At 67.3% G+C, this 14,121-nt stretch carries 14 protein-coding genes and 1 pseudogene; 5 read left to right on the forward strand and 10 right to left on the reverse strand.

Going from position 1 to position 14,121, the window contains the following annotated elements; all coding sequences use genetic code 11:
- Positions 1-55: 55 nt before the first annotated feature.
- The 4 genes from ACIPC1_RS19450 to ACIPC1_RS19465 all read right to left on the reverse strand — a co-directional run bounded on the left by ACIPC1_RS19450 (position 56) and on the right by ACIPC1_RS19465 (position 4,253).
- Complete coding sequence (locus ACIPC1_RS19450) at positions 56-1,768, reverse strand: FAD-dependent monooxygenase (protein WP_402518525.1); 1,713 nt, start codon at positions 1,766-1,768, stop codon at positions 56-58.
- 181 nt (positions 1,769-1,949) lie between these two features.
- Positions 1,950-2,651 (reverse strand): alpha/beta fold hydrolase, encoded by a 702-nt coding sequence (locus ACIPC1_RS19455; RefSeq protein WP_402518527.1) that lies wholly within the window; start codon positions 2,649-2,651, stop codon positions 1,950-1,952.
- A gap of 454 nt (positions 2,652-3,105) precedes the next feature.
- Positions 3,106-3,756 carry an FMN-dependent NADH-azoreductase gene (locus ACIPC1_RS19460; RefSeq protein ID WP_402518529.1) on the reverse strand — a complete coding sequence of 217 codons (651 nt, stop codon included), beginning with the start codon at positions 3,754-3,756 and terminating at the stop codon, positions 3,106-3,108.
- A gap of 173 nt (positions 3,757-3,929) precedes the next feature.
- A complete protein-coding gene (locus ACIPC1_RS19465) occupies positions 3,930-4,253 on the reverse strand; it encodes a DUF6059 family protein (RefSeq protein WP_402518531.1) in 324 nt (107 codons plus the stop codon).
- Between the two features lie 503 nt (positions 4,254-4,756).
- Here ACIPC1_RS19465 and ACIPC1_RS19470 point away from each other — a divergent pair.
- Positions 4,757-5,377 (forward strand): TetR/AcrR family transcriptional regulator, encoded by a 621-nt coding sequence (locus ACIPC1_RS19470; protein ID WP_402518532.1) that lies wholly within the window; start codon positions 4,757-4,759, stop codon positions 5,375-5,377.
- Positions 5,378-5,553: 176 nt separating this feature from the next.
- Here the strand turns inward: ACIPC1_RS19470 and ACIPC1_RS19475 are convergent, their stop codons facing one another.
- Complete coding sequence (locus ACIPC1_RS19475; protein ID WP_402518533.1) at positions 5,554-5,694, reverse strand: hypothetical protein; 141 nt, start codon at positions 5,692-5,694, stop codon at positions 5,554-5,556.
- Positions 5,695-5,809: 115 nt separating this feature from the next.
- On the opposite strand from ACIPC1_RS19475, the pseudogene ACIPC1_RS19480 reads away from it, so the two are divergent.
- A pseudogene (locus tag ACIPC1_RS19480) lies at positions 5,810-6,497 on the forward strand (response regulator transcription factor); the annotation flags it as partial.
- Between the two features lie 101 nt (positions 6,498-6,598).
- Positions 6,599-7,711 (forward strand): sensor histidine kinase, encoded by a 1,113-nt coding sequence (locus ACIPC1_RS19485; protein WP_402518534.1) that lies wholly within the window; start codon positions 6,599-6,601, stop codon positions 7,709-7,711.
- 588 nt (positions 7,712-8,299) lie between these two features.
- On the opposite strand, the gene ACIPC1_RS19490 is transcribed toward ACIPC1_RS19485, so the two are convergent.
- The 4 genes from ACIPC1_RS19490 to ACIPC1_RS19505 form a co-directional block, all read right to left on the reverse strand.
- Positions 8,300-9,025, reverse strand: coding sequence for a molybdopterin-dependent oxidoreductase (locus tag ACIPC1_RS19490; RefSeq protein WP_402518536.1), 726 nt, complete (start codon positions 9,023-9,025; stop codon positions 8,300-8,302).
- A gap of 318 nt (positions 9,026-9,343) precedes the next feature.
- Positions 9,344-10,522: an acyl-CoA dehydrogenase family protein gene (locus tag ACIPC1_RS19495; RefSeq protein WP_402518538.1), complete on the reverse strand. Its 1,179-nt coding sequence runs from the start codon at positions 10,520-10,522 to the stop codon at positions 9,344-9,346.
- Positions 10,523-10,651: 129 nt separating this feature from the next.
- Positions 10,652-11,026: a ferredoxin gene (locus ACIPC1_RS19500; RefSeq protein ID WP_402518539.1), complete on the reverse strand. Its 375-nt coding sequence runs from the start codon at positions 11,024-11,026 to the stop codon at positions 10,652-10,654.
- Positions 11,027-11,083: 57 nt separating this feature from the next.
- Entirely contained in the window at positions 11,084-11,476 is a 393-nt protein-coding gene (locus ACIPC1_RS19505; protein ID WP_402518808.1) for a nuclear transport factor 2 family protein, read from the reverse strand.
- A gap of 102 nt (positions 11,477-11,578) precedes the next feature.
- Between ACIPC1_RS19505 and ACIPC1_RS19510 the strand changes: the two genes are divergently transcribed.
- Entirely contained in the window at positions 11,579-12,166 is a 588-nt protein-coding gene (locus ACIPC1_RS19510; RefSeq protein ID WP_402518541.1) for a PadR family transcriptional regulator, read from the forward strand.
- Between the two features lie 158 nt (positions 12,167-12,324).
- On the forward strand, positions 12,325-13,020 hold the full coding sequence (locus ACIPC1_RS19515; protein WP_402518543.1) for a type 1 glutamine amidotransferase domain-containing protein: 696 nt from the start codon (positions 12,325-12,327) through the stop codon (positions 13,018-13,020).
- 83 nt (positions 13,021-13,103) lie between these two features.
- On the opposite strand, the gene ACIPC1_RS19520 is transcribed toward ACIPC1_RS19515, so the two are convergent.
- On the reverse strand, positions 13,104-13,994 hold the full coding sequence (locus tag ACIPC1_RS19520) for an NAD(P)-dependent oxidoreductase (RefSeq protein ID WP_402518545.1): 891 nt from the start codon (positions 13,992-13,994) through the stop codon (positions 13,104-13,106).
- Positions 13,995-14,121 lie beyond the last annotated feature (127 nt).

The following is a 14,121-nucleotide window of genomic DNA, read 5'->3' on the forward strand; positions in this document are numbered from 1 at the left end:
TCGACGTATGGCTCAAAACGCGCTTCGAAAAGCAGTGTCCGACGCTTGAGGGGATTCAGATGCCGTCGGCGGATGCCGGGCCACGCTCGGTCCGGGGCAGATTCAGGATCTGGTGCAGCGCGTCGCCCAGCGCCTGGTGCGCGTCGTCAACGCCCGCGCCGGAGCGGAAGCCGACGAATCCGTCCGGACGGATCATCAGAGCACCGGATGGCTGCAGCTCGTAACGCTGCAGGAGTTCGGCGACGGTCTCGTCGACCGGCAGGAGGTTCGAGCCCAGGCCGAACGTCCTGAGCGGGACCTGCAGCTGCTCGCGAAGCTCATCGGCCGCCCTCGTCCAGTCGGCGTTGTCCGGACCGGTGAGAAGGATGAACCCGCCGTCGTAGAGGTCGATGGTCGAGATCGTCTCGCCCTGGGAGTGCACCCAGGAGTGCGGCACCCGGGCGCCCGGCCGGGCCGTCGGGCGGTACTCGGCGATGCTCGACTCGATGAGCTCTGTGCCGTCCGGGACAATCGCCTCGCTCCGGTACTGGTATCCGAATTGCTGGCCGTGCGAGGCCAGCATGGCCCGCTGGGCGGGTATGCCTTCGGCGATGGCCTGGCGCGCGGGCGCCCCTTCCGGCGTCTCGAGCATCACAAGAAAGTTCTTGTCCTGCATCATGAAACCGGTCTTTTCCATCTGCCGCGTGTTGTGCATCATCTGTTCGCCGTTGAACTCCGCGACCGGGAGCCGCTCGTCCTCGTACGTTGCGAGCAGTCCGTCGCCGGCGTTCCAGCGAAGCCTCGCAGCCAGCTTCCACGCGATGTTCTGCGCGTCCTGTACCCCGCTGTTGAGTCCGAAGCCGCCGTGGGGTGGGAAGTGATGGGCTGCGTCGCCGGCCAGGAAGACACGCTCGTCCCGCCACTTGTCCGTGACGGACAAGTCATGGCTCCAGGACCAGATGTGGCGGATCTTGATGGCGACGGTCTCGCCGATCGCTGCGGCGACCTGCTTCTCGCAGTCCTCTGCCGTCACGGCAGAGGGATCGGCTCCGGGCGCGATCTCGAAGTTGTAGCGCCACCGGGTGGCGCCGTCACGGATGAACGCTCCCTGGGTATCGGCGTTGATGATCCAGATGATGGGGACGAACTGTCCGCCCAGAAACGGTTCCAGGTCAGCGTCGAACTGGACGTTGATCGCGGTGCCGAGTGATTCCTGGCCGTGCTCACCGATGCCCAGAGTGCGACGAGTGATGCTGCGGATACCGTCCGCCGCGATCACGTACTGTGCGACGACCGTGTGCCGCGCACCGTCGGAGTCGGTGTAGGCCGCCGTAACCGAGCCGGGGCCACTGGCCAGGTCCGCAACCTCACATCCGAGTCTGATCGTCACGCTGTCCATGTCCTCAGCCACCCGCGCGAGGATCGGCTCGAACATGTGCTGGCCCGCTGTCGAGATGCGCTCGGGCGATTGCCCGTCGAACAGGCGAGAGGTCTCGTCGGCATCGCTGACGGACATTCGGCCGATCTCGATACCGTTCAAGCGTGTCATCCACGCGATCGTGATGTCATCGGGCATGCCCGCGGTGAGGTCCCTTATGGGGTTGGCGACGCCCCACTCACGAAAGATCTCCATAGTCCGCGCATGCACCCCGTTGGCCTTCGGGTACCTGGAGAACTCATTGCGTCGTTCCAGTACCAGGCATCTGATGCCGGCCCGGCCGAGAGCCAGCGCGGCGCTCAGGCCCACCGGACCCGCCCCGATGATCAATACTTCGGTTTCTTCGCTCATTATCAACGTCTCCTCGTCATGATGCGGGGGCGCTGGACTGCGATCTGGCACATATCAAGATCTGGCACTTCTCAAGCCGAGCTGGGCGGCGGCACGGGCGGTCTGCTGGAACGGGCAGTAGGCGTGTATTGCGTCTACACCACGCCGAGAGGGCCGGCCCGTGCCCGGCCTACGTCGGCTGTTAGCCGGCCTTGTTGATGAACGTCTCGACTTCCTCCTCGCACTGCTTGCTGGTCGGGATGTCGAAGTGGTCCGCGTCGTCGACAGTGAAGCGCGTCGCGTTCGGAATCTTCTTCGCCACCAGCTCCGACGGCCCGGCCCCGTCGGAGCCGCCGTCGACGACCAGGGTTGCGGCCCTGATCGCACCCAAGCCCTCGACGGTGACGAAGCGATGGCTCGACGCGAGGTGGGCTGCGACCGCCTCTCGGTCGTTGCCCGCGTCGGCGATCATCGTGCGGATCAGCAGCGCCATGAGATTGTCCGTCGGCTCCTCGGCCGAACGCAGACCCTCGACGAGCGGCTGCTGCATGTTCTCGTGATGCAGCCCGGCGGTCAGCACCATGTCGGCGGCACCGAGAACGGCAATCCGCTCGAACAGGGCCGGCTGCTCGCTGGCCGCCAGCAACAGGGCCCAGGCGCCGGCGGAAAATCCAATGGCGTCAACCGATCCGTGCTTGGCAGCCTCTTCGAGAATGAGGTCAGCGGCGTCGCGGCCCACGGCATCCGTGTTTTCCCCATGGCCGGGAAGGTCGACGCCGATCACAGTTCGACCCGCCGCCTCCAGACTGTCGACCCAGCCGCCTCTGCGCCACTGCGTCTCGAAGTTGGACGCCATGCCGTTGATGAGAATGACCGGACGATTGGGAGAAGTATTAATGCTCATGCCTTGTCTCCTTGTGACGCGAGGTGCAATACGCGCCTCGCATACGTATCTGCGGCGCCGGCCTGTCGGCTCTCAATGCTGTCTCGATCGAGTGGACGAATGCCTGTTCGCCCGACTCGCGGCGGGCGGGCAAGTCCTCGGCCGGGAAGGCACTTCCGCGACTCAGGGTCAGCGATAGGCTCTACCTAGATGATACGAACCAAGATGTTCTTGCGCAAGACTATCGGACGAAACAAGGTGCTGATATTCGCGTGGAACCGACGGGTGAGCTCGGAAGCATCGACGAACTCATCTCACGTTCAGCAGCAGAACGCCCACGGCATTCGTACCTGTTGAGAGCCACACCAAGAAACCAGCGGGGGCTGAGGAGTTACCGCAGAGTGTGGAGCTCAAAACGATGCCGCTGATGCGTCAAAGTCGCCACGTACAGGTGACCTCTGGCGATGGGTGGGCGTCAGACCCTGATCGCGCCGGCCAAGCTACGGCCGTGCTCGCGTGCCGTCTGCTCGGCGGCGGCGCGGATCTGCGTGGCCAGAACCTTGAACGGCTCGAACGCCGGGTTCACACCGGCCAACGTGAACTCCGACTCCACGACCTTCAGGTCCAGTTTCCACACATCGGCAAGGATGCGGTGCATCCAGGCGGTCGCGTGGTCCCACCCTTCGCGAGGTGTGCCTTGTGCGTAGCTGCCGCCGCGTACGGTCACCAGCACCGTCGGCTTGCCCGCAGTTGCCGGCTCGACGCCCGCGGTCATCCTCGGATCGCAGATCACCAGGTCCACCCAGGCCTTGAAGTGCTGTGACACACCGAAGTTGTACAGGGGCACAGCGAACAGCAGGGCGTCTGCGCCGATCAGTTGACCGGCCGCCTCTGCGGCCAGGTTCAACGCCCCGATCTGGTCCGGGGAGCGGCGGTCCTCCGGCACGTAGGTCGCGTTCACCGCGGTCAACCATGCGGTCGCCGGGATCGGGTCTATGCCGATATGCCGCGTGACGACCTGCGAATCGGGGTGGGCGGTGCGCCACTCCTGCTCGACGATGTCGGCGATCTCGCGGCTGTGTGAGCCCTCGACTCGTATGCTCGCGTCGAGACGGAACAGGGACATGACTACCTCCTGGTCGCTATGTGGATGCCAGTCGGCTTGCTGCGGTCGCCGGCCGAGTGGGGCCGCCCCGCGCGCTGGGGACCGACAACTCAGCAGGTGCGGTACGGGCCTGCTCGACGGACTCCGTCCGCCCAGCGGACCTCCTGACCTCCCGACTCAACGCCTGACCCCCTTCAACCACTGGGCGTCCGGTCGAGGATGTCGGCCCACAACATCCACTCCTCAGCGTCCAGGGCGGCGTTGTGGACAAGCCGTTCCGGGTGACCTGGAGGCGGACCGACCAGCGGTTGCGGGACACCCGCCAACGCCCTGCCCATCTGCACCTGTCCCGCCCAGAGGTCGCGCAGCACTTGGCCGACGGCGCGCCGCAGCCGCCCCAGCACGTCGACATCCGCAGCGGGTTGTTCTGTCCGTATGACGACGAGGCGGGCCTGGTGGCCTCCTGGCCGTGGGAACAACCGCCCCACGCCCCAGCAGGACATGTATATGGAACGCAAATCGGACACCGCAGACCCCTGACTAGGTGACCCCCCGGCCCAACTACGCCGCAAGAGTTGGAGATCCAGCCGATCCTCCTCGGGCCGGCGCAGGCGTATTTGTCGGCGTGCCAATCCGGCGACTTGAGGAAGTAACCGTCTCGTGGCTCGCCTCAAGAGAGATCCGCACGGCGTTGTGGCCGAGCCCCTGCGACGGTGTCGGGTAGTGCTTGCTGTTCGTTGCCGGTCCGGCCGGTCGTCGCCTCGCGACCGTCCAGGTACCAGCACCTCACGGTCCTCTTCTCCGAGGAGCCGCTTTAATTCGGGACAGTAACCATGGGCCCTTCCTCCGTCAAGGACAGTTTCGTCCTTATCTGACGCCGGTCAGTCCACAACTCGCGAAGTAGCAGGTCGAGTGCGGTTTCCGCGTCAGCACTTCTGCTGATCCCTGGCCACCGCGCACCCGTACCACCCTCACTCGATGCGTCATACTTCGGCGCGCCCAGCTCGTATACGCTTGCGATATGGCCAGCCGTCACAGCACCGCTGATCTCACCGAACGCCCTGTCCGTACGCGGCGACGGGGAGCCGTCGTGGAGAAGGCGATCTCCGATGCGGTCCTCGCCGAACTGGCCGAGGTCGGGTTCGGACGGCTTACCTTCGACGGCGTCGCCGAGCGCGCGGGCACGGGCAAGAGCCCGCTGTACCGGCGGTGGCCCGACACGACGTCTCTGGTGATCGACACGTTGGAGAAGCTGGGCTCGGATCCGGACAGCTACGAACGGACCGGGCAACTGCGGGACGACCTCATCGGGCTCACCCGCCACATGACCGCGTCGCTGGCAGGCGAAAGGGCCGACGCGTTCCGCAGCCTGTTGGGAGAAGCACACCGCTACCCACAGCTTCTGGCCAGGTTCACATCTCAGATACTCGAGCCGCTCTTCGCGGCGTTGACCGCCGTGCTGCTCGATGGCGCCGAGCGCGGCGAGGTGAATCCCGAACGGCTGACCCCGCCCGTCCTGGAGGTCCTTCACGCGCTCGTCATCAAGCGCGCCCTTCTCGACACGCACGATCTGACGGAGCAGGACATCGCCGAGATGATCGACCAGGTGCTGCTCCCCCTCGTCCTGGTCTCCCCGAGATAGCACTGCCTCGGCGATTTCGACAGTCAGCGTGAGCCTCCGCGCCCGATCGTCCAGTGACAGCTTGAGCAGGTCGCTTGCACCACGGTCCCCTGCGGGAGCACATGAGCTTCAGTCAGGCTTCGTGGACGGTGCCGTCGGCGCCGGCAAGGGAGCCGAACACAGGCAGGTCACCGCCTTCAGACGCAAGCGACGCCTACCCCGAACCACTGGGCCACGAAGTCGTGTTCGCCCACGGCCCGTTCCAACGCCTCGTCGAGGCAGCGCAGCACGACGTCGCCCCGGACAAGCGTCACCTGCACTGAGGAGTGGTGAGTCACGCACCCACTCTACGAAGCAGACATAAAGGGCTTTGGTTCTTACGAAACACGGACATCGGCCGAGGAGCCGGGATCGAGCGGAACGGTCGCACGCGCGTGGTGCGAGGCTGGTGGCATGCAGAAACCTGACGCCGCGCCGGCCGACGCCCTCCGTGTCCTCGTCGTGGACGACGACCTCACAGTCGCCGAGGACGTCACGGGTTGCCTCGACCGCGCCGGTTACACCGTGGACCGAGCCGCGGTCGGCCCCCGCGGCCCTGGAGTGCGCCGCTCGTCACTGGCCCGACCTGATGGTCCTCGACCTGATGCTGCCCGGCATGGACCGCCTGGAGGTCTGCCGCAGGCTGCGCACCAAGGGGCCGGTGCCAGTGGTCATGCTCACGGCCCGCGGCGATGAGGACGACCGCGTCCTGGGCCTGGAAAGAGGAACCGACGACTACGTCACCAAGCCGATCAGCCCCCGTGAACTCATCCTGCGTGTCGAGTCGGTGCTGCGCCGCACCGCCGCCACGGCACCCGGCAGCCCCGCAGCCCCGCTGCGGGTGGCCGGGCTCACGCTCGACGCGGCTGCCCGCCGAGCCGGCAAAGACGGCGTTGAACCAACCCTGACCACGCGGGAGTTCGGCCTGCTGGCCTACTATCTGCGCCACTCCGGGCAGGCATTCACCCGCGAGGAACTGATGCGCGAGGTGTGGGGCCGGGAGTTCGGCGACCTGTCGAAGGTCACGGTGCACATCCGGCGCCTGCGCGGCAAAGTCGAGGACGACCCGGTGGGTCCCCGGCTGATCGAGACGGTGTGGGGGTGGGCTACCACCTCGACGTACCCGACGGCAATCAGACCTCGGGGCATTCGGCGCCTTGCCTCCCCGCCCACCTCGACCGATCCGAAGGCTGGCCGACGAACATGCAGCACATCCTCCCCATCGCCCTCTTCGCCTTCCTGGGCGCTGGGGCCGCCGGCCTGCTGGGCGCGCTGGCCCTGCGACTGCTCCGGCATCGCTCGCTCATAGTGGCCCTGACCGCCGTTGCGGCGGTCGCAATCCTCACCATGTTCGCGGGCACCCTCACCGTGGCCCGGAGAATGTTCCTGTCGCAGCACGACCTGAGCGTGGTCACCATCGTCCTCACCATGGCCGCTGTCGTCTCGCTCGCCATCGCACTGCTGCTCGGCCGCTGGGTCGTCGCCCGCAGCAACGCCCTGACCGAGGCGACCCGCTCCTTCGGCGACGACGGCAGCTTCGCCGCACCGCCGTTTGCTGCGACCGCCGAACTCGCGGCACTGAGCCGTGAGCTGGAGTCCACCAGCGCCAAACTGACCCAGTCCCGCGAGCGCGAGCGCGCCCTGGAGAAATCCCGTCGCGAGCTGGTCGCCTGGATCTCGCACGACCTGCGCACACCGCTCGCCGGACTGCGCGCCATGTCCGAGGCCCTCGAGGACGGCGTGGCCGCCGACCCTGACCGCTATCTGCGCCAGATCCGTGTCGAGGTCGAGCGTCTGAACTCCATGGTCGGCGACCTCTTCGAGCTCTCCCGCATCCACGCCGGCGCCCTCGCCCTGACCCTGTCCCGGATCTCCTTGTACGACTTGGTCGGCGACGCCCTCGCAGGGGCCGACCCGATCGCTCGCGAACACGGCGTCCACCTCATCGGCGATGTCATCGAGCCGGTCCCGGTCGAGGTTGACGGCAAGGAGATGAGCCGCGTCCTGGACAACCTGCTGACCAACGCGATCCGCCGCACCCCTGTCGACGGCACCGTCGCGGTGGCTGCCGAACTCTCCCCGCAGGGCGTCGTCCTATCCGTGACCGACGGCTGCGGCGGCATCCCCGAAGAGGACCTTCCGCGCGTCTTCGACACGGGCTGGCGCGGCGCCCACGCCCGCACGCCCCCCGCCGGGGCGGGCCTTGGCCTCGCCATCGTGCGCGGCATCGTCGAGGCACACCAAGGACATGCGGCCGTACGCAATGTGACGGGCGGCTGCCGCTTCGAGGTCACGCTGCCAGCAGCTCGAGTCTGACGGCCCGGCACGGGAGTTGCGGCCGCATGGCCCCCATCGAGACCTTCGCGAACCGGGCCATCCCCTCGGCGAACTCGGCCTCGGCGCCCACCCAGCCAGACCGCGCCGGCCACCGGCACCCGACCCGCGGCGAGTCTCCTGTGATCGGAGCTCAAAAGCGATCCACGAATGCTCAGGAGTTTATCTGGATCTGGGCTTAGCCAGAATGACGGCTCCGTCGAATGCGGCGGCGCCAAGAGAAATACACCATGCCGACACCCACCAGTGCCAGTATGGCTCCCAGTACCGCGTACTGACTTTCTCCAGACATTCCCGATCCGGTCGCAATATTGGTGCCCTGAAGGACCCATAGGACTCCGACGGCCACAAAGACGAATCCAACCACAAGAATCAACATAACTGCTCCTGCTTTTGACGACGGACGAAATATTGTACGTATAGCCAATCGGCCGGATTCGGCGACGAAGCTGAGGCCGCGCTTCCGATGCAGAGTGCCATCAGCGCGGCCAGGATCCTGTGCACCCGCTTCTCGACCCGTACGAAGCGGCGGACGGTATAACGCCCAGGACTGGCAGTGCCGGGCTTACCTCAGACGGTGGGGTCATCACTTCGCCCATTCGACTTACCGACCCAGCCGTCGATGTCGTATCCGCGCTTCTCCCAATAGCCGGGCACCACCTCGTCGGTCACTGTGATACCAGAGAGCCACTTCGCCGACTTGTAGAAGTACATTGGGGCCACGTACAGGCGCACGGGACCACCGTGGGCGTGCTCGACAGGCTTGTCTTGCATCTTCAGCGCCACGAGTACGCCTTCTCCGCGCGCCTGTTCCAGGGTCAGACTTTCGCTGTAGACACCGTCAAAGCAGGTGAATCGTACGGCCTTGGCCTGAGAGCGAACTCCTGCGGCGTCCAGTAGCGTGCGCAGCGGCACTCCCTCGAACGGAGTAGAGGGGACACGCCAACCCGTGACGCACTGCACGTCCTTCACCAGCCTGCGTTGCGGCATCTTCCGAAGGTCCGCGAGTTGGAACTTGGCTGGGTGACTGACCAGCCCGTCGACTTTCAGCTCGTAGGTCTCCTCGCTCTTGTGGGGCACGGAGGACGCAACCGAGTAGTAGCGAAAACCAGTTCCGTTCGGCAGTAGTTGAACGAGGCCTGTTGGATCTTTGGCGGAGGCAGCGGCAAGGACGGACTCTGCACGGGGCTGCAGCCAAGGGGCTGCAGCGAGGGTGGATCCGCCAAGTCCCAGCACGCCGAGGACCAGACGGCGGCCAACAGGCTTTCCGTGAGTATCCGGGTCGTTGTCTTGCATATGCCGAGTCGATCACCCGCAGCCGGATCGGCACCAGGGGCTCCAGCGATCCGTCAGACTTTCGTCATATGTAATGGCGCAACTCCAGGCTTTCGCGCGTCCACTCTGCGAGGAAGCAGAGCCGGCCCCGCGGAAGCGATCGTATGTGGCGCCCTGCTCCTGGCCGCCGACAGCCTCCCGGGAAACCGAGAGCCTCAAACCCTGATCGGGCGTGGTCACTCGGGCCGAGGCCCCGCACTGCCCCATCGTTCAGAAGGTACAGCGAGTGGGAGATGCTCGGTCGCTCACATCCCGTACCGGCGCACTGGCCTCGTCACACTAACGCCGTACCCGTGGCATCCCCAGACCGATCCACGAGATGATCTCCCGCTGGATCTCGTTGTTGCCACCGCCGAAGGTGAAGATCACCGCTGACCGGTAGCCGCGTTCGAGTTCGCCGTGCAGGACCGCGCCCGCGGAGCCCTCCTTGAGGGCGGCGGGGGCGGCGACGACTTCCATCAGCCAGGCGTAGGCGTCCCGGCGGGCTTCGGAGCCGTACACCTTGACGGCGGAGGCGTCCTGCGGGGTGAGGGTGCCGTGCTGGACGGCGTTCACCATCTGCCAGTTGAGGAGTTTCATGGCGTCGAGCCTGGTGTGGGTCTGGGCGAGTCGGCGGCGCACCCAGGGCAGGTCGATGACGCGGCGGCCGTCGGCGAGCTTGGTCTCCATCGCCCAGTGCTGGACGTCGTGCAGGGCGCGGATCGCCATGGTGCCGTGCGCGGCGAGGGTGACGCGCTCGTGGTTGAGCTGGTTGGTGATCAGCCGCCAGCCCTTGTTCTCCTCGCCGACACGGCGCGAGACGGGGACGCGGATGTTCTCGTAGTAGCTCGCGGTGGTGTCGTGCGAGGCCAGGGTGTTGATGAGGGTGCAGGAGTAACCGGGATCGGAGGTCGGGACCAGGAGCATCGTGATGCCCTTGTGCGGCGGGGCGGTGGGGTCGGTGCGGACGGCGAGCCAGACCCAGTCGGCCGTGTCGCCGTTCGTCGTCCAGATCTTCTGCCCGTTGACGATGTAGTCGTCACCGTCCCTGACCGCCTTCGTCTTCAGGGCGGCCAGGTCCGTGCCCGCGTCCGGCTCGCTATAGCCGATCGCGAAGTCGATCTCGCCGGACAGGATCCTGGGCAGGAAGTACTTCTTCTGCTCCTCCGTGCCGAACTGCATGATCGTCGGGCCGACCGTGTTCAGGGCCATCAGCGGCAGGGGGACGACCGCCTGGGCCGCCTCGTCGAAGAAGATGAACTGCTCCATCGGGCTCAGCCCGCGCCCGCCGTACTCCTCGGGCCAGCCCACGCCCAGCCAGCCGTCCGTGCCGAGCCGGCGGATGGTGTCGCGGTAGAAGCGCTTCTGCGCGGCCGGGTCTGCGTACCGGGCGTAGGCGTGGTCGGGTACCAACTCGGCGAAGTAGCCGCGCAGTTCGGTGCGCAACCGCTGCTGCTCTGGCGTGTATTCGAGATGCACGGCGCCTCCTGGCTCCCACTGAACGAGCTGGTTCTCCCGGGCTTGACGGCGCACACGGTAGAACGCGTTGCAGAAATTGGGAATGCCAGTGACGGCTTCACAGATATCGAGTCCCGGGCTGAGGGGCGCTCAGCTCAGCGTGGCGACGAACTCCACGCACACCTGGGCGCATTCACGGCAGGCCTTCGCCGCGTCCTGGGCCCCGGCGAACTCGTCGAAGACCTGGGCGCTCTCCAGACAGACCGCGCGGCACCACTCCACCTGGACCCTGATGCCGGCCTCGTCCTGATGGAGCTGCTGGGACAGCACACGACAGGTCGCGTCGCACACTTCCGCGCACAGGATGCCCTCGCGTCGCATGAGTTGGTGTTCCTTCGGCCCGTCCGGATTCACGCAGCTCGCGGAGATCGCACACGCCCGGGCGCATTCGGTGCAGGCCTGGGCGCAGGCGAAGCGGTCCTCCAGGAATCGGAAGAGCTCCTGTTGGGATGTCGTCGTGGTCACAACGCGCGGGTAGCCGAAGGGAACCGTGTCAAACCCAGGAGGAGCGATGGACCGTGGTCACGCGCCTGCCGCCTCCTGCGCGATCCGCTCGAACTGTGCCCCCATCGCCTCGGCGAGCGCGTGGGCCGCCGACAGCGGACGGACCATGACCGTCAACTCGTCAATCCTGCCGTCCTCGTCGAAGTGCAGAAAGTCGCAGCCCTCGATCTCCTTGCCGCCCACCGTCGCCTTGAAGACCAGCGCGTGGTCACGGCCGCCGGCGTCGGCGATCTCGCGGACGTAGCGGAAGTCGGTGAACACGCGGGTGACGCCGCGCAGGATGGCCGCGGTGATCGCCTTGCCCGGGTAGGGCTTGAAGACGACGGGGCTGGTGAACACGACGTCGTCAGCCAGCAGATCCTCGATCGCGGCGAGGTCGCCCGCCTCCACGGCCTTACGGAAGGAGTTCATCACGCCCGCCTCTCTGACTCGAACACTCATACCGGTACTCAACTAATTGATTAGGTGCGGAACAGATTAGTCGCGAGCGCGGGTGCCGTCTAGCCTTGGGGTATGGCACTGCGCAACGCGGTTCTGGCCGCACTTCTGGAGGGCGAGGCGTCGGGCTACGACCTGGCCAAGGGGTTCGACGGGTCGGTGGCCAACTTCTGGATGGCGACCCCGCAGCAGCTCTACCGCGAGCTCGACCGGATGGAGTCGGAGGGACTCATCGAGGCCCGGCTCGTACGGCAGGAGCGGCGCCCCAACAAGCGGGTCTTCTCCCTCACCGAGGCGGGTCTCGGCGCCCTGCGCGCCTTCACCGCCGAGCTCCCGAAGCCCACGGCCATCCGCGACGAGCTGCTGGTCAAGGTCCAGGCCGTCGACGCGGGGGACGAGGAGGCCGTACGGGCGGCCATCGCCGAACGGCTGGCGTGGGCGCGCGCCAAGCTGGCCCGCTACGAGCGGATGCGCGACCGGCTCCTCGACGGGCGCGACGAGGAGGAGTTCCTGGCGCGCAGTGAACGCGTCGGCCCGTATCTCACGCTGATGCGGGGCCGCTCCTTCGAGGAGGAAAACATCAGGTGGGCCGAACGCGCCCTGCGCGTTCTGGAACAGCGCGCCGCGGTGCGGCAGCAGGCCGGACCGTTGGATGTCAGGTGACCGCCCGGGGTCCCTGCTGGCCCCTCGTCTCCGGGCGGCATAGCGTCGAGGACGTCGCCGCCCTGATGACGTGAACACGGAGTGTCAGGGCAGGTGAGTGAAGCAGATCCCCTTCGCTGTCCATGCCCGTCAGGGCCCGACCCCCCGGAGAAACGCACATGTCGAAGATCTTGTTCGTACTGACCGGCGTCGACCACTGGACGCTCGCCGACGGCACCCAGCACCCCACCGGCTTCTGGGCCGAGGAGGCCGTCGCACCGTACGAGGCGTTCAGGGCCGCGGGCCACGAGGTTGTCGTCGCCACACCGCGCGGTGTCGTGCCGACGGTGGACCAGGGGAGCCTGGCGCCCGAGTTCAACGGCGGGCAGGAGGGCTCCGACAGGGTCGCGGCGGCCCTCGCATCGTTCGACGAGTTCCACAAGCCCGTCAAGCTGGAGGAAGTGGACCTGGACGGCTACGCGGCGGTTGTCTACCCGGGCGGTCACGGTCCGATGGAGGACCTCGCAGTCGACGAGGAGTCCGGCCGGCTGCTCACCCGCGCGCTGGCCTCGGGCAAGCCGCTCGGCGTGGTGTGCCACGGCCCGGCGGCGCTGCTCGCCGCCACCGGCCCGGACGGCGCCAACGCGTTCGCGGGCTACCGGATCACGGGCTTCACCAACGTCGAGGAGACGCAGGCCGGTTTCGCCGACAAGGCCAAGTGGCTGCTCCAGGACCGTCTCGTGGAGGCGGGCGTCGACTTCCAGGAGGGCGAGCCGTGGGCCCCGCACGTGGTCGTCGACCGCAATCTGGTCACCGGCCAGAACCCGGCCTCCGCTGCCCCGCTCGCCGCCGAACTGCTGAAGAAGCTGGCCTGAGCGACGGACGGCGGCCCGTTCGAGGAGTACGACCGCACTCGGGTCGGGAGCGCCGCCCGCTCATCAGTTGTCGCCGCCCGGGGTCAGGGCTCACGCCCCTCGTCGAAGCTGGCGAAGTAGGCGGCTGCCATGTCCTCGTCGGCGTGCCCCTGGGCCGCGGCGCGGGCGAGGCGCTCGGCGCCGGCGGCCGCGATGTCGAGACGGACACCGTATCGCTCGGCGGCTTCGACGATCAGCCGGGCGTCCTTGGCGGCGGTGGACACGGCGAAGGCCGCCGGGGTCAGTCGGCCCTCCAGGATCAGCCCGGCCTTCGCCCGCAGATAGCCCATGTCGAGCGGGCCTCCGGCGATGGCGTCGAAGAAGCTCTGCGGGTCCACTCCGAGAGCCTTGGACAGGGCCAGGACCTCGCCGGCCGCGTTGTTGGTCGCGACGACCCAGCTGTTGGCGACGAGCTTGAGCCGGGTGGCGCTGCCCGCCGCAGCGTCCTCGCCGGTCCACACCGTGCGAGCGCCGACCGCCTCGAAAACGGGCGTGACGGCGTCCCGGCCCTGGCTCGGGCCCGCGGCCAGGACGAGCAACTGGCCGGCTTCCGCGGGCTGCCGGGTCCCGAGCACCGGGGCGTCGAAGAAGACCAGCCCGTTCTCGCGGGCGAAGCCGGCCAGCTCGCCGATGGCCTCGATCCCGGCGGTCGTCGACTGCACCCAGGCGGTGCCGGGGCGCAGCGCGGGAGCGGCCTGCCGCATCACGTCCAGTGCGGCGGGACCGTCGTACAGGATGGTGAGGACGACGTCGGCGCCCTCCACCGCCTCGGCGGGCGTGCCGCCGACGTGCACGCCGTCGGCGGCGAGCGGCTCGGCCTTGTCCCGGCTGCGGTTCCAGGCGCGGACGGTGTGCCCGGCGCGGGCGAGGTTGCGGGCCATCGCGGCGCCCATGATTCCGGTGCCCAGGACACTCACGGTGAGCTTGTCGGTCATGTCGTCAACTTCCTGATCCATGTGGTGCGGTGGAACATTCCTGGTCCATGCAGTGATGTGGAACGTCCTGGTCCATGCACGGCGGCGGAACTTTCCTGGTCCGTGCGGGGCGTTGGCTGCTCGACCG

It is taken from the genome of Streptomyces sp. NPDC087263 (assembly GCF_044744645.1).
Classification (GTDB): domain Bacteria; phylum Actinomycetota; class Actinomycetes; order Streptomycetales; family Streptomycetaceae; genus Streptomyces.

Excerpts from the sequence above, each read along its gene's own strand:
- ACIPC1_RS19450 (WP_402518525.1), bottom strand. The coding sequence starts at position 1,768 with ATGAGCGAAGAAACCGAAGTATTGATCATCGGGGCGGGTCCGGTGGGC.
- ACIPC1_RS19455 (WP_402518527.1), bottom strand. The coding sequence starts at position 2,651 with ATGAGCATTAATACTTCTCCCAATCGTCCGGTCATTCTCATCAACGGC.
- ACIPC1_RS19460 (WP_402518529.1), bottom strand. The coding sequence starts at position 3,756 with ATGTCCCTGTTCCGTCTCGACGCGAGCATACGAGTCGAGGGCTCACAC.
- ACIPC1_RS19470 (WP_402518532.1), top strand. The coding sequence starts at position 4,757 with ATGGCCAGCCGTCACAGCACCGCTGATCTCACCGAACGCCCTGTCCGT.
- ACIPC1_RS19485 (WP_402518534.1), top strand. The coding sequence starts at position 6,599 with ATGCAGCACATCCTCCCCATCGCCCTCTTCGCCTTCCTGGGCGCTGGG.
- ACIPC1_RS19490 (WP_402518536.1), bottom strand. The coding sequence starts at position 9,025 with ATGCAAGACAACGACCCGGATACTCACGGAAAGCCTGTTGGCCGCCGT.
- ACIPC1_RS19505 (WP_402518808.1), bottom strand. The coding sequence starts at position 11,476 with ATGAACTCCTTCCGTAAGGCCGTGGAGGCGGGCGACCTCGCCGCGATC.
- ACIPC1_RS19510 (WP_402518541.1), top strand. The coding sequence starts at position 11,579 with ATGGCACTGCGCAACGCGGTTCTGGCCGCACTTCTGGAGGGCGAGGCG.
- ACIPC1_RS19515 (WP_402518543.1), top strand. The coding sequence starts at position 12,325 with ATGTCGAAGATCTTGTTCGTACTGACCGGCGTCGACCACTGGACGCTC.
- ACIPC1_RS19520 (WP_402518545.1), bottom strand. The coding sequence starts at position 13,994 with ATGACCGACAAGCTCACCGTGAGTGTCCTGGGCACCGGAATCATGGGC.